Origin of the sequence: Haemophilus haemolyticus (genome assembly GCF_003351405.1) — a bacterium.
GTDB classification, from domain to species: Bacteria; Pseudomonadota; Gammaproteobacteria; order Enterobacterales; family Pasteurellaceae; genus Haemophilus; species Haemophilus haemolyticus_N.
On sequence record NZ_CP031240.1, the window covers coordinates 354,128 to 378,657 of the forward strand.

The 24,530-nt window shown below is 38.5% G+C and carries 22 protein-coding genes and 1 pseudogene; 11 read left to right on the forward strand and 12 right to left on the reverse strand.

Features of this window, described 5'->3' with window-relative positions; all coding sequences use genetic code 11:
* Window positions 1-16: 16 nt before the first annotated feature.
* The gene (gene cgtA, locus DV427_RS01665) at window positions 17-1,189 is read left to right on the forward strand and encodes an Obg family GTPase CgtA (protein ID WP_114891087.1); all 1,173 of its coding nucleotides are present in this window, start codon (window positions 17-19) and stop codon (window positions 1,187-1,189) included.
* Between the two features lie 72 nt (window positions 1,190-1,261).
* Here the strand turns inward: cgtA and ndk are convergent, their stop codons facing one another.
* From ndk to glnA, 4 genes are all read right to left on the reverse strand, one after another.
* The gene (gene ndk / locus DV427_RS01670) at window positions 1,262-1,684 is read right to left on the reverse strand and encodes a nucleoside-diphosphate kinase (protein ID WP_162790249.1); all 423 of its coding nucleotides are present in this window, start codon (window positions 1,682-1,684) and stop codon (window positions 1,262-1,264) included.
* A 9-nt stretch (window positions 1,685-1,693) separates the two neighbouring features.
* A complete protein-coding gene (gene pepB / locus DV427_RS01675) occupies window positions 1,694-2,998 on the reverse strand; it encodes an aminopeptidase PepB (RefSeq protein ID WP_114891089.1) in 1,305 nt (434 codons plus the stop codon).
* Between the two features lie 55 nt (window positions 2,999-3,053).
* Window positions 3,054-4,106 carry a dTDP-glucose 4,6-dehydratase gene (gene rfbB / locus DV427_RS01680; RefSeq protein WP_114891090.1) on the reverse strand — a complete coding sequence of 351 codons (1,053 nt, stop codon included), beginning with the start codon at window positions 4,104-4,106 and terminating at the stop codon, window positions 3,054-3,056.
* A gap of 87 nt (window positions 4,107-4,193) precedes the next feature.
* A complete protein-coding gene (glnA, locus tag DV427_RS01685; RefSeq protein WP_114891091.1) occupies window positions 4,194-5,612 on the reverse strand; it encodes a glutamate--ammonia ligase in 1,419 nt (472 codons plus the stop codon).
* Window positions 5,613-5,859: 247 nt separating this feature from the next.
* Between glnA and typA the strand changes: the two genes are divergently transcribed.
* On the forward strand, window positions 5,860-7,710 hold the full coding sequence (gene typA / locus DV427_RS01690; RefSeq protein ID WP_114891092.1) for a translational GTPase TypA: 1,851 nt from the start codon (window positions 5,860-5,862) through the stop codon (window positions 7,708-7,710).
* Window positions 7,711-7,796: 86 nt separating this feature from the next.
* Here the strand turns inward: typA and pdxH are convergent, their stop codons facing one another.
* Window positions 7,797-8,429: a pyridoxamine 5'-phosphate oxidase gene (gene pdxH / locus DV427_RS01695; RefSeq protein ID WP_114891093.1), complete on the reverse strand. Its 633-nt coding sequence runs from the start codon at window positions 8,427-8,429 to the stop codon at window positions 7,797-7,799.
* A gap of 283 nt (window positions 8,430-8,712) precedes the next feature.
* Between pdxH and DV427_RS01700 the strand changes: the two genes are divergently transcribed.
* From DV427_RS01700 to DV427_RS01710, 3 genes are all read left to right on the forward strand, one after another.
* Window positions 8,713-9,420, forward strand: a complete 708-nt coding sequence (locus DV427_RS01700) for a 7-cyano-7-deazaguanine/7-aminomethyl-7-deazaguanine transporter (protein ID WP_114891094.1) — start codon at window positions 8,713-8,715, stop codon at window positions 9,418-9,420.
* A 276-nt stretch (window positions 9,421-9,696) separates the two neighbouring features.
* Window positions 9,697-10,740: a YeeE/YedE family protein gene (locus DV427_RS01705; RefSeq protein WP_114891095.1), complete on the forward strand. Its 1,044-nt coding sequence runs from the start codon at window positions 9,697-9,699 to the stop codon at window positions 10,738-10,740.
* 9 nt (window positions 10,741-10,749) lie between these two features.
* Window positions 10,750-10,971, forward strand: coding sequence for a sulfurtransferase TusA family protein (locus DV427_RS01710; protein WP_114891096.1), 222 nt, complete (start codon window positions 10,750-10,752; stop codon window positions 10,969-10,971).
* A gap of 52 nt (window positions 10,972-11,023) precedes the next feature.
* On the opposite strand, the gene nanQ is transcribed toward DV427_RS01710, so the two are convergent.
* A complete protein-coding gene (gene nanQ / locus DV427_RS01715; protein WP_114891097.1) occupies window positions 11,024-11,491 on the reverse strand; it encodes an N-acetylneuraminate anomerase in 468 nt (155 codons plus the stop codon).
* Window positions 11,492-11,734: 243 nt separating this feature from the next.
* Here nanQ and pnp point away from each other — a divergent pair, with 243 nt between their 5' ends.
* The 5 genes from pnp (at window position 11,735) to DV427_RS09470 (ending at window position 18,623) form a co-directional block, all read left to right on the forward strand.
* Window positions 11,735-13,864 carry a polyribonucleotide nucleotidyltransferase gene (gene pnp, locus DV427_RS01720; RefSeq protein WP_114891098.1) on the forward strand — a complete coding sequence of 710 codons (2,130 nt, stop codon included), beginning with the start codon at window positions 11,735-11,737 and terminating at the stop codon, window positions 13,862-13,864.
* A gap of 81 nt (window positions 13,865-13,945) precedes the next feature.
* Window positions 13,946-14,923 (forward strand): lipoprotein NlpI, encoded by a 978-nt coding sequence (nlpI, locus tag DV427_RS01725; RefSeq protein ID WP_114891099.1) that lies wholly within the window; start codon window positions 13,946-13,948, stop codon window positions 14,921-14,923.
* Window positions 14,924-15,009: 86 nt separating this feature from the next.
* Complete coding sequence (locus tag DV427_RS01730; protein WP_114891100.1) at window positions 15,010-16,848, forward strand: DEAD/DEAH box helicase; 1,839 nt, start codon at window positions 15,010-15,012, stop codon at window positions 16,846-16,848.
* A 169-nt stretch (window positions 16,849-17,017) separates the two neighbouring features.
* On the forward strand, window positions 17,018-18,469 hold the full coding sequence (mltF, locus tag DV427_RS01735; RefSeq protein ID WP_114891101.1) for a membrane-bound lytic murein transglycosylase MltF: 1,452 nt from the start codon (window positions 17,018-17,020) through the stop codon (window positions 18,467-18,469).
* A 1-nt stretch (window position 18,470) separates the two neighbouring features.
* The gene (locus DV427_RS09470) at window positions 18,471-18,623 is read left to right on the forward strand and encodes a hypothetical protein (RefSeq protein WP_005631066.1); all 153 of its coding nucleotides are present in this window, start codon (window positions 18,471-18,473) and stop codon (window positions 18,621-18,623) included.
* A gap of 82 nt (window positions 18,624-18,705) precedes the next feature.
* Here the strand turns inward: DV427_RS09470 and DV427_RS01740 are convergent.
* The 4 genes and pseudogenes from DV427_RS01740 to arsC all read right to left on the reverse strand — a co-directional run bounded on the left by DV427_RS01740 (window position 18,706) and on the right by arsC (window position 20,432).
* Window positions 18,706-19,307: pseudogene (locus DV427_RS01740) on the reverse strand (YagU family protein).
* A 141-nt stretch (window positions 19,308-19,448) separates the two neighbouring features.
* Window positions 19,449-19,745 (reverse strand): DUF5377 family protein, encoded by a 297-nt coding sequence (locus DV427_RS01745; protein WP_005638898.1) that lies wholly within the window; start codon window positions 19,743-19,745, stop codon window positions 19,449-19,451.
* 23 nt (window positions 19,746-19,768) lie between these two features.
* Window positions 19,769-20,014, reverse strand: coding sequence for an alternative ribosome-rescue factor A (locus tag DV427_RS01750; RefSeq protein ID WP_114891102.1), 246 nt, complete (start codon window positions 20,012-20,014; stop codon window positions 19,769-19,771).
* 67 nt (window positions 20,015-20,081) lie between these two features.
* Window positions 20,082-20,432: an arsenate reductase (glutaredoxin) gene (arsC, locus tag DV427_RS01755; RefSeq protein ID WP_114891103.1), complete on the reverse strand. Its 351-nt coding sequence runs from the start codon at window positions 20,430-20,432 to the stop codon at window positions 20,082-20,084.
* A gap of 77 nt (window positions 20,433-20,509) precedes the next feature.
* On the opposite strand from arsC, the gene DV427_RS01760 reads away from it, so the two are divergent.
* The gene (locus tag DV427_RS01760; RefSeq protein ID WP_005631060.1) at window positions 20,510-21,559 is read left to right on the forward strand and encodes an AI-2E family transporter; all 1,050 of its coding nucleotides are present in this window, start codon (window positions 20,510-20,512) and stop codon (window positions 21,557-21,559) included.
* Between the two features lie 98 nt (window positions 21,560-21,657).
* Here DV427_RS01760 and secF read toward each other — a convergent pair whose 3' ends face one another.
* On the reverse strand, window positions 21,658-22,632 hold the full coding sequence (secF, locus tag DV427_RS01765; RefSeq protein ID WP_009500145.1) for a protein translocase subunit SecF: 975 nt from the start codon (window positions 22,630-22,632) through the stop codon (window positions 21,658-21,660).
* A gap of 10 nt (window positions 22,633-22,642) precedes the next feature.
* A complete protein-coding gene (gene secD / locus DV427_RS01770; RefSeq protein WP_114891104.1) occupies window positions 22,643-24,493 on the reverse strand; it encodes a protein translocase subunit SecD in 1,851 nt (616 codons plus the stop codon).
* Between the last annotated feature and the right edge of the window lie 37 nt (window positions 24,494-24,530).

Here is a 24,530-nt window from a genome sequence, read left to right on the forward strand (position 1 = left end):
TTTTGGAGAAGTTTTAATGAAATTTATTGATGAATCCCTTATTCGAATTGAGGCCGGGGATGGTGGCAACGGTTGCGTAAGTTTCCGTCGAGAGAAATTTATTCCGAAAGGCGGCCCCGATGGTGGCGACGGTGGCGACGGTGGCGATGTATATTTACAAGCCGATGAAAATCTCAATACCTTAATCGACTACCGCTTTAATAAACGCTTTGCAGCAGAACGTGGAGAGAATGGACGAAGTTCAGATTGTACAGGGCGTCGCGGTAAAGATATTATTTTACCTGTTCCCGTAGGAACTCGCGCTATTGATAACGATACTAAAGAAACTTTGGGAGATTTAACCCAACACGGTCAAAAAATGTTGGTAGCCAAAGGTGGTTATCACGGTTTAGGGAATACCCGTTTCAAATCATCGGTAAACCGTGCACCGCGTCAAAAAACAATGGGAACGCCAGGCGAAAAACGCGATTTATTACTAGAGTTAATGCTACTTGCCGATGTGGGAATGCTCGGTTTACCTAATGCGGGTAAATCCACTTTTATTCGTGCCGTTTCAGCAGCCAAACCAAAAGTTGCAGATTATCCATTTACCACCTTAGTGCCAAGTCTCGGTGTTGTGAAAGTGGACGACTCACACAGTTTCGTAGTCGCCGATATTCCAGGATTAATTGAGGGCGCAGCAGATGGTGCAGGGCTAGGAATTCGCTTTTTAAAACATCTAGAACGTTGTAGAGTGCTTATTCATTTAGTCGATATTGCTCCAATTGATGGCTCTAATCCAGCAGATAATGTCGCTATTATTGAATCTGAACTTTTCCAATACAGTGAAAAATTATCAGAAAAACCACGCTGGTTAGTATTCAATAAAATTGATACGATGAGCGATGAAGAAGCTGAAGAGCGGGCTCAAGAAATTGCTGAACAATTAGGTTGGGAAGAAGACTATTACCTGATTTCAGCTGCAACAGGGAAAAATGTTCCACCACTTTGTCGTGATATTATGGACTTTATCATAGCGAATCCACGCGAAGCTGAAACACAACAAGTTGCACCTGAAGAAGTAAAATTCAAATGGGAAGATTATCATCAGGAACAACTAGCTGAGCATCAATTTGATAATAACGAAGATTGGGATGATGATTGGAGCGAAGAAGATGATGAAGGAATTGAGTTCATTTATAAACCTTAAGAAGGTCTAATTTTATAAGCATTAAAAATTTAAAAGCACCTAAACTATTGTTTAGGTGCTTTTTACTATCAATCAACGCTCAAAAATTTCAGAATCAGTAAAGAAATAAGCAATTTCACGATTTGCACTTTCCACACTATCCGAACCATGAACCGAATTCTCACGCTGACTTAATGCAAAATCTTTACGAATTGTACCTTCTGCTGCAGTTTCTGGATTCGTTGTACCAATCAAAGTGCGGTAATCTTTCACTGCATTTTCTTTTTCAAGAACAGAAACTACTATCGGTGAAGACATCATATAATCAACTAAAGGAGCAAAAAATTCTTTGCCTTGATGCTCAGCATAAAAGCCTTCAGCCTGCTCACGAGTTAAGCGTACCATTTTAGAGGCTATGATTTTAAAGCCATTTTGCTCAAAACGAGTTAAGATCGCCCCAATTAGATTACGCTTTACCGCATCAGGTTTAATAATAGAAAAAGTTCTTTCTGTCATCATATCTCCTTACTTCAATGATTTTGATAACATTAAATTTGCTAAAGTTTGCACACCAATCCCTGTGGCCCCAACAGCCCATAAATCACTACCAGATTTACGATAAGTCGCGGAACAATCAATATGCAACCAATTTTGTTGGTAATTTTTTACAAAATACGATAAAAATGCAGTTGCAGTGCTTGCTCCAGCCCCAACTGGAACCGAACCAATATTAGCAATATCGGCAAAAGATGAATTAATTTGTGAACGATGAAAATCTTCAAATGGTAAACGCCAGAAAGGTTCATTTTCTTCTTTTGCTGATTGGAAAAGATTATTCACGAGATCATCATCCATAGATAATACAGAATGATAGTCGTTGCCTACCGCCACTTTTGCAGCCCCAGTTAAAGTCGCACAATCAATAATAAAACCCGGATTTTGGTTATCAGCCTCAATCAATCCATCAGCTAACACCAAACGACCTTCAGCGTCAGTATTGAGCACTTCTGCTGTTACGCCATTTTTATAAGTAATAATATCACCCAGTTTAAATGCATTATTGCTTACCAAATTTTCTGCGCAACATAAATACAGTTTAACGCGTTGATTTAATCCGCGAGCGATAGCGAAACCTAAAGCTCCCGTTAATAGTGCAGCACCACCCATATCAGTTCGCATTGTACTCATTCCATCACTTGGTTTGATACTGTAGCCGCCACTGTCAAAAGTAATCCCCTTACCAACTAAACAAGCTAACACTGGCGCATTCGGATCTTGTGTTGGATTGAAATCAAGTTGCAACATGGCTGGCAAGTTAGCAGAGCCTTTACCCACAGTCCAAATACCATGATAACCTTGTTGCTCAAGTTCCTCACCAGAAATAATCTTAAAACTTACCGCACTTTTTTCATTATAAATGTCCGCTTGGTTTAAGATAAATTCTGCTGCACGTTCTGCTAATTTTAATGGTGTTAGGATTTGTGCCGGCTCATTAATAATCCCGCGCACAAAATCACTACATTCGATACGAGCTAATAATTCATCTTGTGGCTCATCATCTAAATGAGGAAATTCAATCGAATAATCTTGCTTCGCCGAGTAAAAACCTTGATAAAATGCCCAACAAAATTCTAAATCCCATTCTTCACCGACCAATTCCACATCTTTAATTCCCTGCCCACGCAATTTACGAGCAGCTTGTTGAACTAAAGTGCGGTCAGTTTTTTCATTATTTTTTAAATGAATTCTAGCTTTATTAGAGTCAAAGCTCAAAATAGCATTTTTTCCCCAAGCGTCAGAGGCTTGGTTTATTGATAATATAATTTCCATTTTTATTTCTCGAATATAAGCTCATCGCGGAATAAAACTATACCAGTTTTATTTTTTATTTAACATTATTTAAAACTCTTTGACACCATTCTCGATGGTTTAAATACCAAATTACCGTTTTTCTTAATCCAGATTCAAAAGTCTCTTTAGGCACCCAGCCTAACTCATTATTGATTTTACTTGTATCAAGCGCATAACGAATATCATGACCAGGTCTATCGTTAACATAGCAAATCAAATCTTCATATTTATCAATATGTTTTGGTTTATTAGGTAAACATTCTTCCACCAAAGAGCAAATAGAACGTACTACATCAATATTGGACTTTTCATTATTTCCGCCAATATTATAGGTTTCCCCAATATTTCCTTTCGTCAAAACGCTATACAATGCAGTAATATGATCTTCAACAAATAACCAATCTCTAATTTGTAAACCATCGCCATAAATAGGCAGTGTTTTTCCCTCTATCGCATTTAAAATCATCAATGGAATTAATTTTTCAGGGTACTGATACGGGCCATAATTATTTGAACTATGTGTAATGATTGTCGGTAACCCATATGTTCTATACCAAGCCTGAACAAGATGATCGCTTGCCGCCTTTGAAGCAGAATAAGGGCTACTAGGTTTATAAGCTGATGTTTCAGTAAATAAACCTTTGTTACTTTTTAAATCGCCATAAACTTCATCGGTGGAAATATGTAAGAATCGGAAGTTGGATTTTTTTTGATTATCTAAACGATGCCAGTAGTCTAGAGTTGATTCAAGTAGCCTATAAGTTCCTACAATGTTAGTTTGTATAAACTCCGAAGACGCATTTATAGAACGATCAACATGACTTTCAGCTGCAAGATGGATAACGGCATCAGGTTGATATTGTGCAAAAATATAAGACAACGCTTTAGTATCACAAATATCTGCTTGTACAAAAGCATAATGTGGATGGTTTTCTACGGTTTTAAGTGAGGCTAAATTTCCTGCATAAGTCAGCTTATCAACATTTACGATCTTATTATGTGTCTTTTCAAGAAGATAACGGACAAGCGCAGAACCAATAAAACCCGCTCCACCAGTAACTAGAATTGTTCTATTTGTATTCGACATTTTTACCCGAGTATCGTTATAAATAATTTCAAACGAAAAGTGCGGTAAATTTTACCGCACTTTTAAAAATGATTTCATCAATGATGATTACGCATAATACATCTCAAACTCAACAGGATGTGGTGTCATATTTAAACGTTCTACATCTTTACGTTTAACGCTAATAAATGCCTCGATAAAGTCTTTAGCAAACACACCACCTTGCGTTAAGAATTCATAGTCTTTTTCTAATGAATTCAAGGCTTCTTCCAGCGAGCTTGCTACCGCCGGAATATCTTTTAATTCTTCTGGTGGAAGATCATAAAGATTTTTATCCATAGCATCGCCTGGGTGAATTTTGTTTACCACGCCATCAAGACCAGCCATTAACAATGCAGCGAATGCAAGGTATGGGTTTGCCAATGGATCTGGGAAACGCGCTTCAATACGGATCGCTTTCGGATTAGTTACTGCAGGGATACGGATTGAAGCAGAACGGTTGCTTGCCGAATAAGCCAATAATACTGGCGCTTCAAAACCTGGCACTAAACGTTTGTATGAATTAGTGCTTGGGTTAGTAAACGCATTTAATGCTTTAGCGTGCTTAATAATACCGCCGATATAATAAAGTGCGGTTTCAGAAAGACCTGCATATTTATCACCTTGGAAAATATTTTTACCGTCTTTGCTTAATGACATATTACAGTGCATACCCGAACCATTATCACCCGTGATTGGTTTTGGCATAAAACAAGCGGTTTTGCCGTGCTCTAACGCAACATTTTGCACCACATATTTATAGATTTGCGTTTCATCCGCTTTTAAAGTTAAGCTATTAAATTTCGTTGCAATTTCGTTTTGACCCGCTGTCGCCACTTCATGGTGGTGCGCTTCTACTACTAAGCCCATTTCTTCTAAAATCAAACACATTTCAGAGCGAATATCGTGTGCCGTATCAATTGGTGCCACCGCACAATAACCACCTTTCTTTAATGGACGATAAGCATTATTACCGCCTTCATATTTTTTATTGGTGTTCCAAGCGGCTTCAATATCATCAATGGCGAAAGAAGCGCGGTTCATTGATACATCAAAACGTACATCATCAAATAAGAAGAACTCTGGTTCAGGACCGAAGAATGCTTGATCAGCAATACCGGTTGAACGCATATAGTTTTCAGCACGAATAGCAATTGAACGCGGGTCACGCTCATAACTTTGCATGGTCGTTGGTTCATAAATACTACAACGAATAGAGAGAGTTGGGATCTGCGCAAATGGATCGACTACCGCAGTCTCAGCGATTGGCATTAAAAGCATATCGGCTTTGTTAATGGTTTTCCAACCTTCAACAGAAGAGCCATCGAACATTTTGCCATCTTCAAACATATCTTCATCAACAAGGCTAACAGGGATAGAAACACCGTGTTCTTTACCTTTAATGTCGGTGAAACGAAGTAGCACGAACTTAATATCGTTCTCTTCGATCAGTTTGAATACGTTGGCAATTGCATTTGCATTTGGCATAAGGAGTCCTCTATTTTGCTATGTATATAATCTTTATAAAATTAAAAGGGCATTATAATGCAACCGCTTCGTTTTTTCATGGGATTTATTTTAAATACCAACGTAGCAGAGCAAGGAAATATCGTGTATAATTTTCGCCCTTTCGAGATTCTCGTAGGGTGAGTGTGACTCACCAATTTAAACTACTTGGACTATTTGGTGGCATAAAAATCCACCCAACAAAACTTAAACATTAAGAACGTAATAAATGAAAAACGACATTGATATTAATAAATTGCGCAATATCGCAATTATTGCTCACGTTGACCATGGTAAAACCACCCTCGTTGACAAACTTCTTCAACAATCTGGTACTTTTGAATCTGCGCGTGGTGATGTCGATGAGCGAGTTATGGACTCAAACGATCTTGAAAAAGAACGTGGCATTACAATTCTTGCAAAAAATACCGCGATTAACTGGAATGACTACCGCATTAACATTGTGGATACTCCTGGGCACGCAGACTTCGGTGGAGAAGTTGAACGTGTACTTTCTATGGTGGATTCTGTACTTTTAGTCGTAGATGCTTTTGACGGCCCAATGCCACAAACGCGTTTCGTGACACAAAAAGCGTTCGCTCATGGTTTAAAACCAATTGTAGTTATCAACAAAGTTGACCGTCCAGGCGCACGTCCTGATTGGGTGGTGGATCAAGTATTCGATTTATTCGTTAACCTTGGTGCAACTGATGAGCAATTAGACTTCCCTATTATCTATGCATCTGCATTAAATGGTGTCGCAGGTCTTGAGCACGAAGAATTAGCAGAAGATATGACTCCGTTATTTGAAGCCATTGTTAAACACGTTGAACCTCCCAAAGTAGAACTTGATGCGCCATTCCAAATGCAAATTTCACAATTAGACTACAACAACTATGTAGGTGTTATCGGCATTGGTCGTATTAAGCGTGGTTCAGTTAAACCAAACCAACCTGTTACTATCATCAATAGTGAAGGAAAAACTCGTCAAGGTCGTATCGGTCAAGTACTTGGTCACCTTGGTTTACAACGTTATGAAGAAGATGTTGCTTACGCTGGCGATATCGTGGCGATCACTGGTTTAGGTGAATTAAATATTTCTGATACAATTTGTGATATCAACGCAGTTGAAGCGCTTCCATCATTAACTGTTGACGAACCAACAGTAACCATGTTCTTCTGTGTAAATACCTCTCCATTTGCGGGTCAAGAAGGTAAATATGTGACTTCTCGTCAAATTCTTGAACGTTTAAACAAAGAATTAGTTCACAATGTGGCATTACGCGTAGAAGAAACCCCAAACCCGGATGAATTCCGTGTTTCTGGTCGTGGTGAATTACATCTTTCTGTGTTAATCGAAAATATGCGTCGTGAAGGTTATGAGCTTGCCGTTTCTCGCCCTAAAGTAATCTATCGTGATATTGATGGTAAAAAACAAGAGCCATACGAACAAGTAACTATTGATGTGGAAGAACAACATCAAGGTTCTGTGATGGAAGCATTAGGTATCCGTAAAGGTGAAGTTCGAGACATGTTGCCTGACGGTAAAGGCCGCGTTCGCTTAGAATACATCATTCCTAGCCGTGGATTAATTGGCTTCCGTGGTGACTTTATGACCATGACTTCTGGTACAGGCTTACTTTACTCTAGCTTTAGCCACTACGATGAAATCAAAGGTGGAGATATCGGTCAACGTAAAAATGGTGTGTTGATTTCTAATGCAACAGGTAAAGCACTGGGTTATGCATTATTTGGCTTACAAGAACGTGGTAAGTTAATGATTGATGCAAACGTAGAAGTTTATGAAGGTCAAATTATCGGTATTCATAGCCGTTCAAATGACTTAACCGTAAACTGCTTACAAGGTAAAAAACTCACCAATATGCGTGCGTCAGGTAAAGACGATGCGATTGTGCTGACTACACCGGTAAAATTCAGTCTTGAACAAGCGATTGAATTTATCGACGACGATGAGTTAGTGGAAGTGACACCAGAATCGATCCGTATCCGTAAAAAACTTTTAACAGAAAACGATCGTAAACGTGCAAATCGTACAACGACAAGCACTAGCACTCATTAATAAACAACGCTAGCACGAAAACTTGTAAAAAATTAACCGCACTTTGGTGATACAACTAAAGTGCGGTTATTTTTATGCTCAATTTACTAAGGAGAAAGTCTTTCTCTAATCCAATTATTGCTTTCTTTACGATAACTAATGCGATCATGTAAACGGCTTGGGCGACCCTGCCAAAATTCCACGGTTTCTGGCACGACTAAATAACCGCCCCAATAATCTGGTCGAGGCACGTTTAATGGATGTTTAGCGGCAACCAATGCGGCTTTTGCTAGCAAAGATTTATAATTAGAAATCACCGCACTTTGCTCACTTGCCCAAGCCCCTATACGACTGGTGTAAGGTCGGGTAGCAAAATATTTATCGGATTGTTCTGCTGGGATTTTAACCGCCTTACCTTCAATTCGCACTTGACGTTCCAACTCAGGCCAGAAAAAAGTCAGCGCGACATAAGGATTACGCTCAATACAGCTACCTTTTCGGCTAAGATAATTCGTAAAAAAGACAAAACCTTGCTCATTGACTTCTTTTAGCAAAACCATACGGCTATTTGGGCGACCTTGCTCATCAATAGTAGCAATATTCATTGCAGTAGGCTCATTAACTTGAGCATGAATAGCCTCTTTCTGCCACTGTTCAAATTGCGAGATTGGATTTTCATGGCAATCATGTTGTGAAAGCACTCGTTTAGTATATTCATCACGAATATTATGTAACTCCATTTTCTCTCCTTTTAAATTTGATGAAAAACGCAAATAGAATAAAGGCTACAAAATCATTCGTCAATTTAAGGAAAAACTGCAAAAATTGCTTCATATCATTGAGTAATCCCCCCCTCTTCTAATAAATCACCTTATTCTGATAAGGTACTCTAAAATTCAGTGAAAAATAAAAACTCAAATAACATCGAATCTTGCAATTATTTGAAATATGCGTATTATCTAGCCCCCTATATTCAACCTCGGGTTCCCTAACCCCGATTTATTTAAACTAAAAAGGTACAACATGAAATTAAACTCTCCGATCTTTAATGATCAACAAAAACGTCGTGCAATCATCTGGCTCAGCTTTTTCCACATATTCATCATTGCCGCGAGCAATTACTTTGTACAAATCCCTTTTGAAATCACGTTAAAATTAACCGCACTTGGTGCTGCAAACGATTTTTCTTTCCACAGCACTTGGGGAACGCTCACATTCCCATTTATCTTTTTGGCTACTGATTTAACTGTTCGCATTTTCGGTGCGGAAGATGCGAGAAAAATCATCTTCGTCGTGATGTTTCCTGCACTGATTGTAAGTTACGTCATATCTGTTTTATTCTCTGAAAGCAAATTCCAAGGTTTCGAATCATTAACGCATTTTGATCTGTTTGTATTCCGTATTGCTATTGCGAGCTTTACCGCTTACGTTGTAGGACAATTACTAGATGTGATTGTATTTAACCGCTTACGTCAGTTAAAAACATGGTGGGTGGCGCCAACTAGCTCAATGACATTCGGCTCAATGGCGGATACGTTTGTATTCTTCAGTGTTGCCTTCTACCAAAGTGCAGATCCTTTCATGGCTGAACATTGGGCACAACTCGGCTTTGTAGATTATCTATTTAAATTATTTATAGGAATTATCTTGTTCGTCCCAGCCTATGGCGTAGTATTAAATGTTATTTTACGAAAACTACAAATGCTCGTAGCAGAACGCGTTCCTGCATAAACCAAATTTCTGACGCATATAAAGCAATTAACCCCACTTTTTTGAGTGGGGTTAATTATTAAGAAACTCATTAAATCGCTTGAGAGCGCCATAAAATCTTCACATTATATTCTCTACACTTACATAGCTAAAGCAGTGCGGTAAAAAAGTATAAATTTATAACCGCACTTTTTTTATATCAAAAAAACATATTTTCTAGCTAAAAGTTATTGGCGCTACCTTCTTATTTTTTTAGAAAATACCAACCTACTTAGTTCTAAAAGAGAGGGAATATTTATGCTTTTAACCGGATTACTTTGCGGAATTTTACTCGGATTTGTGATGCAGCGTGGGCGCTTTTGTATTACTGGCGCATTTCGTGATATGTATGTCACCAAAAATAACAAAATGTTTGTAGCCCTTTTATTGGCGATTACCGTGCAATCCATCGGTTTCTTTCTCTTAAAAGAAATCGGTGTATTAAATGTGGATCCGGCTGAAAATTTTGCCTTTTTAGCAGTAATTATCGGTGCCTTTGTATTTGGCATTGGTATTGTTCTTGCTGGCGGTTGTGCGACAGGTACATGGTATCGCGCTGCAGAAGGCTTAGTCGGCAGTTGGGTCGCATTATTCACTTATATGTTATTAAGTGCCATCATGCGTACAGGTCCATTAGGAGAATTCAATAAAACTTTACGTAGTATCAATATTGAACACCGCAACATTTACGATACATTCGGTATTTCACCTTGGTGGTTAGTCGCATTATTAACTTTTGTGACTGCTTTCTATGTGTACAAACATCTCAGCAAACCAAGCGTAAAAGTGGCCTCATTAAAACCGAAGAAAACGGGGCTTGCTCATTTATTATTTGAAAAACGCTGGCACCCATTTTTCTCAGCCGTTTTAATCGGATTAATCGCACTTGCCGCTTGGCCACTCAGTGTCGCTACTGGTCGTGAATTTGGACTCGGGATTACCGGCCCATCAGCCAATATCATGCAATTCCTCGTTACTGGAGACAATAAATTTATAAATTGGGGCGTATTCTTAGTCTTAGGGATTTTTATCGGGTCATTCATCGGCGCGAAAGCAAGCAATGAATTTCGTGTCCGTGTACCAGATGCCACCACGATTTTACGCAGCGGACTCGGCGGTATTCTCATGGGTATTGGCGCAACCCTTGCAGGTGGCTGTTCTATCGGTAACGGTCTAGTCGAAACTGCCTTTTTCTCTTGGCAAGGTTGGGTATCATTGCCATTGATGATTCTCGGCACCTGGGTAGCAGCCTACTTCACTATTATCCGTCCACAACGTTTGAAACTAGCAAAAGCATCATAAGGAGTTTATATGATCGTTAAATTACCAACTCTCGGCCTTGTTTGCCCATTTCCTCTCGTTGAAGCTAAGGAAGCTATGGCCAAGTTAAATAAGGGAGATGGCCTAGAAATTGAATTCGACTGTACCCAAGCCACTGAAGCCATTCCTACTTGGGCGGCTGAAGAAGGTTATGAAGTGACTAACTTCGAACAAATTGATGATGCAAAATGGTCAATTACGGTGATTAAATAATAAAAAAGGGCGGTTAAAAATAAAAACATTTTTAACCGCCCTTTTTCAAAAATTAAATTAATTTAACAGGTACTTTCACGACTAATTTTTTAATTTTTTCTGCTTTTCCATTCACTACACAGCAAGGCTTATGCGGTTCGTAAGGATAAAATACAGCGAACATTTTTGGTTTCATTATGATGGTGAATTTATCATCAATATCTGCACAAAGTTGATAATCATCTGCTTCGTTGTAAGATTCATACTTAGACAAATCAGGATAATTAGCGCCAACTTCTATATTTTCCGTACCGCGGATTAACACCTGAACATCTAAGTATTCATGATGTAATTCTGCTTTTTTGCTGCTTGGTTCTGCAGTTTCTGGTTCCATTACGTTCATATAAATTTGATCGTTAATATCATGGCGACCATTTTCTAACGCGTTCAAATCTAACGTATTTAAATAATCACATACTTCAGCAATCACTTTTGGTAAACCAACTTTAAAATTTGGGCTGGTTAAGCTGCTAATTATCATAGAATTTTCCTTATGGTGGATAAAAGTTGCACCATGATACCAAGTCGGTTAAATGAAATAAAGTTACCAATCACACAAAAACCTCTGTATAATGCATGGGCTTTATTTTCTACATTAGCGTGCGGCTATCAAAAGCAATTTTAAGCGCTCGAAAGTGCGGTTATTTTTATAAAAGATTTCTTTTGCTAGTCGCAATCTGGAAAATAAGGCATTGTTTTTAATATGAATTTTAAGGAAAACATTGTGAATCCAATTGTTAAACAATTTAAATACGGTCAACATACCGTTACTCTAGAAACCGGCGCAATTGCACGTCAAGCAACTGCTGCGGTCATGGCAAGCATGGACGATACCACGGTATTCGTGACTGTTGTGGCTAAAAAAGATGTGAAAGAAGGTCAAGACTTCTTCCCATTAACCGTAAACTACCAAGAGCGTACTTATGCGGCGGGTAAAATCCCTGGTGGTTTTTTCAAACGTGAAGGTCGTCCATCTGAAGGCGAAACCTTAATTGCACGTTTAATCGACCGTCCAATTCGTCCATTATTCCCAGAAGGTTTCTTCAACGAAATCCAAGTTGTGGCGACTGTGGTTTCTGTAAACCCACAAATCAGCCCTGATTTAGTGGCAATGATCGGTGCTTCTGCGGCATTAACCTTATCTGGTGTGCCTTTCAATGGCCCTATCGGTGCTGCGCGTGTTGGTTTTATTGACAACCAATTCGTATTAAACCCAACCATGGCTGAACAAAAACAAAGCCGTTTGGACTTAGTGGTTGCAGGTACTGACAAAGCCGTATTAATGGTCGAATCTGAAGCTGACATTTTAACTGAAGAACAAATGTTAGCAGCGGTCGTATTCGGTCATCAACAACAACAAGTTGTGATTGAAGCAATCAAAGAATTTGCAAAAGAAGCAGGCAAACCACGTTGGAATTGGGTTGCGCCACAACCAAATACAGATTTAATCAACAAAGTAAAAGCGATTGCTGAAGCACGTTTAGGCGATGCATACCGCATTACTGAAAAACAAGCTCGTTACGAACAAATTGATGCGATTAAAGCAGATGTTATTGCACAAATCACTGCTGAAGATGAAGAAATCAGCGAAGGTAAAATCGTAGATATTTTCACCGCACTTGAAAGCCAAATCGTTCGTGGCCGTATCATTGCTGGTGAACCACGTATTGACGGCCGTACCGTTGATACCGTTCGTGCATTAGATATTTGCACAGGTGTATTACCACGTACTCACGGTTCTGCAATTTTCACCCGTGGTGAAACGCAAGCATTAGCCGTTGCAACATTAGGTACTGAGCGTGATGCACAAATCATTGATGAATTAACAGGTGAACGTCAAGATCACTTCTTATTCCACTACAACTTCCCTCCATACTCCGTAGGTGAAACGGGTATGATTGGCTCACCAAAACGCCGTGAAATCGGTCACGGTCGTTTAGCAAAACGTGGTGTAGCGGCTGTTATGCCAAGCCTTGCAGAATTCCCGTATGTTGTACGTGTTGTATCTGAAATCACTGAATCTAACGGTTCTTCTTCTATGGCGTCTGTATGTGGTGCGTCTTTAGCATTAATGGATGCGGGTGTACCAATAAAAGCGGCTGTTGCAGGTATCGCAATGGGCTTAGTGAAAGAAGAAGAGAAATTTGTGGTGCTTTCAGATATCTTAGGTGATGAAGACCACTTAGGTGATATGGACTTTAAAGTAGCGGGTACACGTGAAGGCGTGACCGCCCTTCAAATGGACATCAAAATTGAAGGTATCACCCCTGAAATTATGCAAATTGCATTAAACCAAGCGAAAAGTGCACGTATGCACATTCTTGGCGTAATGGAACAAGCAATCCCTGCTCCACGCGCGGATATTTCCGATTATGCACCGCGCATCTATACAATGAAAATTGATCCGAAGAAAATCAAAGACGTCATTGGTAAAGGTGGCGCAACAATTCGTTCACTAACTGAAGAAACTGGCACTTCTATCGATATCGATGATGATGGTACAGTGAAAATTGCCGCAGTAGATAGTAATGCAGCGAAAAACGTAATGGGACGTATTGAAGAAATCGTTGCAGAAGTTGAAGCTGGCGCGATTTACAAAGGTAAAGTCACTCGTCTTGCTGATTTTGGTGCATTCGTAGCAATCGTTGGAAATAAAGAAGGTTTAGTTCATATTTCTCAAATTGCTGAAGAGCGCGTAGAAAAAGTTAGCGATTACCTCCAAGTGGGCCAAGAAGTAAACGTGAAAGTTGTTGAAATCGATCGTCAAGGTCGTATTCGTTTAACAATGAAAGACTTGGCTCCAAAACAAGAAACTGAAATTAACCAAGAAGATTCTGTAGAAGAACAAGAATAATCTTGGAATATCGAATCAAAACTTGGTAGCAACCGTTGCCAAGTTTTGTTGTTTTCCAACTTTTAGGCATAAAGAAAGCAAATGCGGTGTTTTCGCTTATCTCGCCATTTTATAGTCTATTTATTTAGCTTATGTGCGATCTTACTCCTTGCAGGCTGTGTTCAGTCTGGGGGCGGTTTTGTGTCTAAAAATCATGTCGTGTTGGCTGAACAAAACCCGAATACTCACTTTGAACAAGAAGTGATGATCGTGCGATTAAGCCAAGTACTACTCGTTGGAAAAATGAGTAATGAAGAACGTGCATCGTTACATTTTGAACGTGGCGTACTCTATGATTCCCTTGGGTTATGGGGACTTGCTCGTTACGATTTTACTCAAGCCCTTGCATTACAGCCTAAAATGGCATCTGTGTACAATTACTTAGGGCTTTATTTATTACTTGAAGAAGATTACGACGGCGCATTGGAAGCATTCAATACGGTGTTTGAATTAGATTCAAGTTATGACTATACCCACCTTAATCGTGGTTTAAATTTTTATTATGTAGGGCGCTACCATCTTGCTCAGCAAGATTTCTTACAGTTCTACCAAGCCGATACAAAAGATCCCTATCGTGTCTTATGGCTATATTTGAACGAACAAAAATTAAAACCACAAGAAGCCCAAACAAATCTTGTTGAACGAGCAAAAGGGCTATCAGAGGACTTCTGGGGTACACACATCGTTCAATATTACTTAGGACACATCTCTGTAGAAGAATTACAACAACGTGCGAGTGAATTTGCGGAAAATTCACAACAATATGCTGAAATTCTCACAGAAACCTATTTTTATCTAGCAAAACAAAAACTCAATGTAGGGCTAGTAGATGAAGCAGCAGCTTTATTTAAACTAGCTATGGCAAATCAGGTTTATAACTTTGTTGAGTATCGTTTTGCTGCGTTTGAACTAATGAAATTAAAACCTGTTCAAACAGAAGACGAAAAAGAAGAGAAAAGTGCGGTAACAAAATCGGTTGTTTCTAAAAATCAACCAAAAACTCACCGCTCTTTACAGTAGAACGAATAGAAAAATTCATTCGCTCTGCTCAACTTAATAAACCGAAGGCCTCTTTGAGCTTTCCTTATTTATATTCGAGTATTTTAATGACTGACAAAATTACTTTTAATGACTTAGGCTTACCTGAGTTCATCTTAAAAGCTGTTTCTGACTTAGGTTTTGAAACCCCTTCTCCAATTCAACAAGAATGTATCCCGCATTTGCTCAGTGGCAATGATGTGCTAGGTATGGCACAAACAGGTAGTGGTAAAACCGCTGCTTTTGCTCTGCCTTTATTAGCGCAAATCGATCCAAGTGAAAAACATCCACAAATGTTAGTGATGGCACCTACTCGCGAACTTGCTATTCAAGTTGCCGATGCTTGCGAACAATTTGTTAAATATGCTCATGGCTCCCGCATTGTTACCTTATATGGCGGGCAACGTTATGACATCCAACTTCGTGCATTAAAACAAGGCGCACAAGTGGTTGTGGGTACACCTGGTCGTATTCTTGACCATATTCGTCGCGGCACATTAAATCTTTCTGAACTTCGTTTTATCGTATTAGATGAAGCAGATGAAATGCTACGTATGGGTTTCATTGATGATGTAGAAACCGTCATGGCAGAATTACCAGAAAATCACCAAACAGCATTATTCTCTGCAACAATGCCTGAACCGATCCGTCGTATTACGAAACGTTTTATGAATGATCCAAAAGAAGTAAAGATCAAAGTTAATAACGAAAATGCCCCAGATATCGACCAAAGTTGCTGGTATGTGCACGGCGTGCGTAAAAATGAAGCTCTTCTTCGTTTCTTAGAAGTAGAAGATTTTGATGCAGCGATTATCTTTGCTCGTACTAAAACTGGTACTTTAGACATTACAGAACTACTTGAAAAAAATGGTTTCCGTTCTGCCGCACTTAATGGTGATATGACACAACAATTGCGCGAACAAACCCTCGATCGCTTACGTAACGGCAGTTTAGATATTGTTGTGGCAACCGATGTGGCCGCACGCGGTATTGATATTGAACGTATCAGCCTTGTGGTGAACTACGATATTCCGCTTGATGCAGAATCTTATGTGCACCGAATTGGCCGTACTGGTCGTGCAGGTCGTTCTGGTCGTGCTTTATTGTTCGTTGAACCTCGCGAGCGTCGTTTACTTCGTAATATTGAACACCTAATGAAAAAAGGTATCAATGAAGTGGAATTGCCAAATCATCTTGTGTTACAAGAATGCCGCCGCAAAAAATTCGTCGCAAAAATTACAAAACAACTAGAACATCACGATTTAGAACAATATCGTAGTTTATTAGAAGACTTATTCACAGCCGATCAAGATCAAGAAGATATTGCTGCAGCAATGTTAATGTTGCTACAAGGCAAACAAAAATTAATTCTTCCTCCAGATCCGCCAATGGAAAAACGTCGTCGTGAACGTAATGAACGAGGTGATCGCCGTGAAAATCCACGTTCAGCTGAACGTCGTGGCGAACGTAAAGGCTATGGAAATCCACAACCAATGGATTTATATCGTATCGAAGTGGGTCGTGCAGATGGTGTAGAAGTTCGCCATATCGTGGGTGCGATTGCTAACGAAGGTGATATCAATAGCCGCTATATTGGTCATATCAAACTTTATGATGACTACACTACCGTTGAATTGCCACAAGGTATGCCGAAAGAATTATTGCAACAATTCGGTAAAACACGCGTATTGAATAAACAAATGCAAATGTCTTTCTTAGGTGCTGTGAAGTCTGATAGTTCACGTGGCAGCGATGATTTTAACGGTAAACGTAAAGGCCGTGGTGGCGATTTCCGTGGAGAACGCGGACGTAATGAACGCACTGGTGACAATCGTGGAAATCGTAAATTTAATGAAAAAAGTAACCGCTCTTTTAGCGATAAACCACGCCGTGATCGCCGAGGATAATATCCTTGTGATATAAAGAATAGTGCTATTTCCTAATGTTTTTGCATCATTTAAAATTTAGCACTACTCGGTGAACAAAACTTAGCCCCTTGAACCTCAAGGGGCTTTTTATTGTCTATTGCTTAAATTCTAGCTACAATCCCGCAAACTTTTTATATAGGAAAAATCATTGAAAGGTCTCTTTTTACGTATTATTGCTGCCTTAGCTTTATTGCTTTGGGCTATAGATATGGTATTCCCATGGCAATTTTTACGCCATGCTGAAGAAAACCACTATACAGCAATTCAAGAACGAGGCTCACTCATTGTGGGCACAATGAACAACCCTATTTCTTATTTTATAAATAAAGACGGTGAACGAGGCTTTGAATATGAATTGGCTAAAGCATTTGCTGATTCACTGGGTGTAGAACTCGAAATTAAAACTTTCGACAATCAAGAACAATTATTTAATGAGTTAGATAAGCATAATATTGATTTAGCTGCGGCTCACCTTTTATATCATCCTAATAATGCAGAGCGTTTCCAAACTGGCCCAGCATATCATTCAGCTTCATGGCAATTAGCTTATCGAAAAGATGAACAACGTCCTAAAAATCTAGGTGATGTTAAGAAAGAAATTTATATCGCTAACAATTCATCATTGGAAGAAACACTAAAAGAATTACAAAAACAATATCCACAATTAACTTGGAAAAGAAATCAAGCGTTTACTCAAGAAGAACTATTGCTGCATCTGTCTGAAGGAAAAATTCCTTACGTCATTGCTAATTCCATTGATATCGCTGCGATTCAACAAATCAAACCAGAACTCTCCATTGCCTTTGATATTACTGATGAAGCAAACATTCACTGGTATTTACCGAATAATGCCTACAATGATCTGCAAGCTGTCTTACTCAATTTTATGAATAATGCACAAGAAACAGGGCTAGTAGATAATTTAAAAGAAAAATATTTAGGGCATATTTCACAATTTGATTACGTGGATACGCGCTCTTATATGAACGCAATTGAAAATACCCTGCCACAATTCTCACCGCTCTTTGAAAAATACAAAGGGGAATTAGATTGGCGATTACTCGCAGCAGTCGCTTATCAAGAGTCTCATTGGAATCCAGATGCAACATCACCTACGGGCGTGCGTGGCATAATGATGCTGACGAAAGATACCGCACAACATATGAAAATCAGCGATAGAACAGATCCTGAACAAAGCATTAAAGCGGGATCAGAATATTTACACTGGCTGATTAGTCAAATTCCAGAAACCATTGAAAAAGAAGAAAGAATTTGGTTTGCCTTAGCCGCCTATAACATGGGACTAGGCCACTTAATTGATGCGCGTCGTTTAACTAAAAATCTTGGAGGAAATCCAGATAATTGGCTCGATGTGAAAAAAAATCTGCCTTTATTAGCAGAAAAACGCTATTATTCCCAACTGAAATACGGCTATGCTCGAGGCTATGAAGCCCATCAATATGTAGAAAATATTCGCCGCTATATGAATAGCATTGTGAATTATCATCGAGTCCAAGAAAATCAAACAACGAATGATAATGCCAACAACGAAAGTGCGGTCAAGAATTCAGAAGAAATAAAAGAAAAAAAGGATAAATAAAATGTTAAAACGCAAAACTTTTCTTAAAAAGAAAACCAATTTACAACAAACCTCTTTATCACGTAACCTACGTTTGAGACGCTTGAAACACCGTAAACAACAGCAATTTGCGAGACATTCATTACAATTTGTCGTACAAGAAATTTGTTGTTAATTAAAGCATCTCTATCCAATAAAAAACGGGTTAAAACTTATTAGTCTTAACCCATTTCTTATCAAAATTTATACTGTTTAGCTTAAGCTAAAGGAATCTCTGCATCTAGCTCGCCAGTTAAGCGATTACGTAAATCGCGACGAATAACCTCAATAGTCCAGAACCAGAAAATATGACCAACTAATTCTGAAATATGTTCATATAGCGGCCATTCTGCAACTAGGTGGGGTTAAACCTAGTGCAGGGAAAGTAATATAGTGCACACAAATATTAGCAATAAGCCCTGCACCAATACCTTGCCAAAATTTGATTTTTGGAAAACGTTCTGCGACTAAGCAATAACCAATCGCAAAAACTAAAGAAAAGATCATATGGGTAACACCAATCCAATTGAATGCATGATCCGCAAAGGTAAATGCAGCATCAGTTGGATCAATACCTAAATAATCACGTAAAAACACATGTGGTGGATTTAAAAACGCACGGGAACATACTGCCAGCACTTGATCTTGTGTTAAACACTTTACAAGCGGCCGCAAAGAAATCGATTGGACTACGTGGTGGAAATGGATGCTCGGCACCCCATTTAACAAAAGCAGAAATAATTCCGGCAACGATACCAACAAATACTGCCACGCCATAACGACGACGGTTTGCTGGACTTTGAGTAAAAATACCTGACATATTTTGCTCTCCAATAAAAGTAAAGAAAAAATAACCGCACTTTTACATCATTGTTTATACAATTTAAAATGCGATCCCTATTTTGTCTATATAACAAAATATAGGTAGAATACTAGAATATTTTGTGGATTAGTTAAGTTATTATTCTGATTTCACACCAAGGTTCCCAATTTTTACGCCTAATAATCCAATAAAAACAGGATCAAAATAATCACCCAGAAATTTGAATAACTCATTTAGTTCTGTAAAAGAGCGTTGAATTTTTATTTGATCTTCTACTTTACGAACGAACTCATAACGTACTCTGTTTTCTTCAAAATATGCAGTTAAAGTTAAGTAGATAGTTTCAAAAAAATGGCTTTTTGCACCCTCTTCACCAGGATCGCTAATACGTACATTCCATGTATTATTAAATAGGACTTGAGGCTGATTTGACATTTTTATACTCCTTTTTACTATTTTTAGCCTAAGAAAAACCCGATTATAAAGTTTCTGTAATCAAAAAATTTATAATCGGGCTTTTCAAACATTTTCCCTGCGTGTTTTGCTTTACGTTGGTAACTCCCTTTCCCTTTACGTTTTTTCTCAATACGCTGACGAAATAGCTTGTCATGTAATAATGCCATCACTGCATTATTTTTGATCACTCCTCGAGTGTGCTCATAAACGGTTTCATTTTCAACCGCACTTTTTTGTTGCTTTGCCATAATTTTTCCTCAAAAAAGCCGCGGAAGGATTTCCACGGCTGGAGTATTATACGCGCAAACGTTTAAATTACAAAATCTCAAGTATACTTTCTGGCGGACGCCCAATTTTAGCTTGATTACCATTGATAACGATTGGACGTTCAATAAGCGCTGAATGCTCACTCATGGCTTTTAATAATTCAGCTTGAGAGAGATCTAAATTGTCTAAATTTAAGTTTTTATATAAATCATCTTTCGTACGCATCATTTGACGCACATCATCGATTCCTAATTTTTGGGCAATGCTTTGTAATTCATTAATGGAATACTGCTTTTGTAAATACAATTCAACTATTGGCTGAACACCTTGATTTTCTAACAATTCTAGGGTTTCACGACTTTTTGAACAACGAGGGTTGTGATAAATAACGACAGACATAGGATTTCCTCTTAGTAGCTATAAACACTATAAATTTTAACTTATAATGGCGAAAAATACTTATAGGAAAAGAAATTATGCTAGAAATGTTGAAAAGCTGGTACTCGCGTCGCTTAAGCGATCCACAAGCGATGGGACTATTAGCCATATTATTATTTGGCTTTATCTCCATTTATTTTTTTGGAAATTTAATCGCGCCTTTGTTAATTGCTCTAGTACTATCCTATTTACTAGAAATGCCGATCAATTTTTTACATCAACATTTAAAATGCCCAAGAATGTTAGCAACAATCATCATTTTTGGTGGCTTTATTGGACTAGCGACAATCTTCTTTTTAATCCTCATGCCAATGCTATGGAATCAAACTATTTCCTTATTAAGTGATTTGCCCGCAATGTTTAATAAGCTCAATGAATGGTTACTAAACTTACCAGAGCATTATCCTGAACTCATCGACTATTCAATGGTAGATTCTATTTTCAATTCTGTACGAGAAAAAATCCTTGGTTTTGGTGAATCTGCGGTAAAACTTTCTTTAGCCTCCATCATGAACTTGGTTTCTTTAGGGATTTATGCCTTTTTAGTGCCATTAATGATGTTTTTTATGTTGAAAGATAAGTCAGAACTTTTACAAGGCGTGAGCCGTTTTTTACCGAAAAATAGAAACTTAGCCTTCAAAGTATGGAAAGAAATGCAACAGCAAATTTCCAACTACATTCATGGAAAATTGTTAGAAATACTGATTGTCACGCTCATCACCTACATTATTTTCTTAATATTCGGGCTAAATTACCCGCTCTTATTGGCTTTTGCAGTGGGTCTTTCAGTTCTCGTTCCTTATATTGGCGCGGTAATTGTTACGATTCCAGTTGCATTGGTTGCTTTATTCCAATTTGGAATCAGTCCAACATTTTGGTATATCATCATCGCTTTTGCTGTGAGTCAGCTCTTAGATGGAAACTTACTCGTCCCTTATTTATTTTCTGAAGCAGTGAATTTACATCCATTGATTATTATCATTTCAGTATTAATTTTCGGTGGTTTATGGGGATTTTGGGGAGTATTCTTTGCCATTCCCTTAGCGACTTTAGTGAAAGCTGTTATAAATGCCTTACCTCAAGATTAAAAGTCTAAATTAAAAAGTGATACAAATAAAAAAATAGTTAACCATGAATTTTTGGTTAACTATTTTTCATTGAAGTTTATTCTAAGAATAAAATTTAACTAAGGTAATTCGTCAATTTCCTTATCTACTTTAGGCGGGATCATATGTTCACGGCGTAATCCAACATCGTATGCAATTGCGATTGCAATAAAGATTGAAGAATATGTACCAAATCCAATACCCACAAGTAATGCTAAAGAGAAGTTATGAATTGATGGACCACCAAAAAAGAACAATGCAATAACAACAATTAATGTTGTCGCAGAGGTCATGATGGTTCTTGATAAAGTTTGCGTTAAAGAAACATCAATAATATCAATCGTATCTAGACGTCTTATTTTTCTGAAGTTTTCACGCACACGGTCAAAGACCACGATACTATCGTTAATAGAATAACCCACAACAGATAAAATCGCTGCAACAAAGGTTAAATCAATTTCGATTTGTAACGCTGAAAATACACCAAGAGTAATAATTACGTCATGCGCAAGGGATGCGATACCGCCAAAACCTAAACGCCATTCAAAGCGAGAACCTACATAAACTAGCATCATCGCCAATGTTGCTAATGTCGCATACACCGCACCTTGTGCCAATTCTTCCCCTACATTTGGTCCAACAAATTCAACACTACGAATCTTAATGCCAGAATCGACTTCTTGGAGCATTCCTTTTACGCGATCGCCAATAGCTGAATCATTATCCGTAGCTGGTAAACGAATCATGACATCTTGAACAGAACCGGTTGTCTGCACAATTGGGCTTTCAATACCATTTTGATGGAGCTTACCACGGATTTTCTCTAAATCTGCAGATTGTGAAAAATGGGTATCAAAAACAACCCCACCAGTAAAATCCAATCCCCAGTTAAAGCCTTTTGATACGATAAAAAATAGCGAAATGGCCATTAAAAGTGCGGAAAAAACATAGCCCCATTTACGCAGTTTCATAAATTCGGTCAATGGGAACGGGAGTTTAATCCCATTGATTTCACGGATAAAATGTCCGTCTTTATCTTTTGCAAAAATTTTCATCGTTCCCTACCTAAATTGATAATTTCTTAAGTTGTTTTCCGCCATAAAGCGCATTCACTAATGCACGTGTTCCTGTAATAGCGGTAAACATTGAAATTGCCACACCAAGTGAAAGCGTAATCGCAAATCCTTGAATTGGGCCTGTCCCCACAGCATACAATATAATTGCGGTTAAAATTGTCGTTAAATTTGCATCAAAAATAGAACTAAATGCCCCGTTATAACCTTCGTTAATTGCTTGTTGAATTGGACGACCATTTCGAATTTCTTCTTTAATACGTTCAAAAATCAACACGTTGGCATCCACCGACATACCTAGGGTTAATACGATACCAGCAATCCCGGGCATTGAAAGCGTCGCACCAGGTAAAATAGACATTAAACCGACTAACAACACAATATTAATGACCAAAGCAAAACTTGCGATAATACCGAACATTTTGTAGTAGAACAGCATAAAGACAATCACAGCGATGAGTCCCCAGAAACTCGCATTAATCCCTTGTTCTACGTTTTGCGCGCCTAATGATGGACCAATTGTACGCTCTTCAACAATTTGAATTGGTGCAATTAATGCCCCAGATTTCAATAAGGTAGAAAGATTGTGCGCTTCAGCGATACTATCAACACCGGTAATTTGGAAATTAGAACTGAAACGACCTTGGATCGTCGCCACATTAATGACTTCCTCATGTTTTTCTAGAATGGTTTTACCATTTTCATCTTTTTTACCGTTATCTTTATATTCAACATAAAGCGTTGCCATTGGTTTCTTGTAATATTTTTTGGTGGTTTGTGACATAATCTCACCACCTTCACCATCCAAGGTTACACTCACTTGCGGGGTACTTGAATGCTGATCTAAACCAGAACTTGAATTAATAATATGCTCACCACCTAAGACCGCGCGTTTAAATAATGCGACAGGATGACCTTGGCGATCATATTTAACTTCCGAATCAGCTGGCAACATATTACGAGAAATTGCATCGGCCGTAACATTTTGATTTACGATACGAAACTCAAGCGTTGCAGTTGCCCCTAAAATTTCTTTTGCGCGAGCAGTATCTTGAACACCTGGTAATTCAATTACAATACGTTCAGCGCCTTGACGTTGAATAACTGCCTCAGATACCCCTAATTCAGCAACACGTTTACGTAAAATCGTTAAGTTTTGCTCAATTGCTAAGTCACGTGCCTCATTTAATGCTGAAGTTGAAAGACCTAAATTGATACTATCGTTATCCAACTCTGTGATATCTAAGGTTGGATGCAACTGATGAATAATACGTTCTGCTTTGGAGCGTTGACTTGCATCGGCCAATGTGACAGAAGTACCAAAATGCTCAGTATTTTTAATTGCCGTATATTGAATTTTTTCTTTGCGAAGTTCGTTACGTAAACTGTCTTGTAATTGCTCTTGGCGTTTTACAAGTGCAGCATTCATATCGACTTCCATCAAAAAACGAACCCCACCACGTAAGTCTAATCCCCATTTCATTGGGTTAGCACCAAACATGCTTAACCAAGCTGGAGTGGCAGGCGCAAGGTTTAATGCAGTGGTGTAATTATTGCCAAGACGTTCAGCAATTTTATCTTTAGCGAGGAGTTGATCATCGGTATTAGTGAAACGAGCTAGAATTGAGCCGTTCTCAAGCACGACAGATTTGGTTGGAAGATTATTGGTTTTAAGCACATCTTGAACTTGTCCAAGCACGCTAGTATTCGCTTCTTGACCGCGCGTACCGGAAATTTGCACCGCAGGATCTTCACCATAAATATTTGGAAGAGAATATAAAATCCCGATGGCCACAATAAAAATAACCATCAAATTCTTCCATAATGGATAACGGTTTAACATAGTTTTCCTTTTCTTTTCTAACGCACAGAGCCACAAT

Bases quoted from the DNA above. Each gene is read 5' to 3' on its own strand.
- rfbB (WP_114891090.1), bottom strand. From the start codon at position 4,106: ATGTCGAATACAAATAGAACAATTCTAGTTACTGGTGGAGCGGGTTTT.
- DV427_RS01700 (WP_114891094.1), top strand. From the start codon at position 8,713: ATGAAATTAAACTCTCCGATCTTTAATGATCAACAAAAACGTCGTGCA.
- ndk (WP_162790249.1), bottom strand. From the start codon at position 1,684: ATGACAGAAAGAACTTTTTCTATTATTAAACCTGATGCGGTAAAGCGT.
- secD (WP_114891104.1), bottom strand. From the start codon at position 24,493: ATGTTAAACCGTTATCCATTATGGAAGAATTTGATGGTTATTTTTATT.
- glnA (WP_114891091.1), bottom strand. From the start codon at position 5,612: ATGCCAAATGCAAATGCAATTGCCAACGTATTCAAACTGATCGAAGAG.
- DV427_RS01760 (WP_005631060.1), top strand. From the start codon at position 20,510: ATGCTAGAAATGTTGAAAAGCTGGTACTCGCGTCGCTTAAGCGATCCA.
- DV427_RS01710 (WP_114891096.1), top strand. From the start codon at position 10,750: ATGATCGTTAAATTACCAACTCTCGGCCTTGTTTGCCCATTTCCTCTC.
- pdxH (WP_114891093.1), bottom strand. From the start codon at position 8,429: ATGGAGTTACATAATATTCGTGATGAATATACTAAACGAGTGCTTTCA.
- DV427_RS01745 (WP_005638898.1), bottom strand. From the start codon at position 19,745: ATGTCAAATCAGCCTCAAGTCCTATTTAATAATACATGGAATGTACGT.
- nanQ (WP_114891097.1), bottom strand. From the start codon at position 11,491: ATGATAATTAGCAGCTTAACCAGCCCAAATTTTAAAGTTGGTTTACCA.
- DV427_RS01705 (WP_114891095.1), top strand. From the start codon at position 9,697: ATGCTTTTAACCGGATTACTTTGCGGAATTTTACTCGGATTTGTGATG.
- arsC (WP_114891103.1), bottom strand. From the start codon at position 20,432: ATGTCTGTCGTTATTTATCACAACCCTCGTTGTTCAAAAAGTCGTGAA.
- DV427_RS01730 (WP_114891100.1), top strand. From the start codon at position 15,010: ATGACTGACAAAATTACTTTTAATGACTTAGGCTTACCTGAGTTCATC.
- cgtA (WP_114891087.1), top strand. From the start codon at position 17: ATGAAATTTATTGATGAATCCCTTATTCGAATTGAGGCCGGGGATGGT.
- secF (WP_009500145.1), bottom strand. From the start codon at position 22,632: ATGAAAATTTTTGCAAAAGATAAAGACGGACATTTTATCCGTGAAATC.
- pepB (WP_114891089.1), bottom strand. From the start codon at position 2,998: ATGGAAATTATATTATCAATAAACCAAGCCTCTGACGCTTGGGGAAAA.
- DV427_RS09470 (WP_005631066.1), top strand. From the start codon at position 18,471: ATGTTAAAACGCAAAACTTTTCTTAAAAAGAAAACCAATTTACAACAA.
- nlpI (WP_114891099.1), top strand. From the start codon at position 13,946: ATGCGGTGTTTTCGCTTATCTCGCCATTTTATAGTCTATTTATTTAGC.
- DV427_RS01750 (WP_114891102.1), bottom strand. From the start codon at position 20,014: ATGGCAAAGCAACAAAAAAGTGCGGTTGAAAATGAAACCGTTTATGAG.
- typA (WP_114891092.1), top strand. From the start codon at position 5,860: ATGAAAAACGACATTGATATTAATAAATTGCGCAATATCGCAATTATT.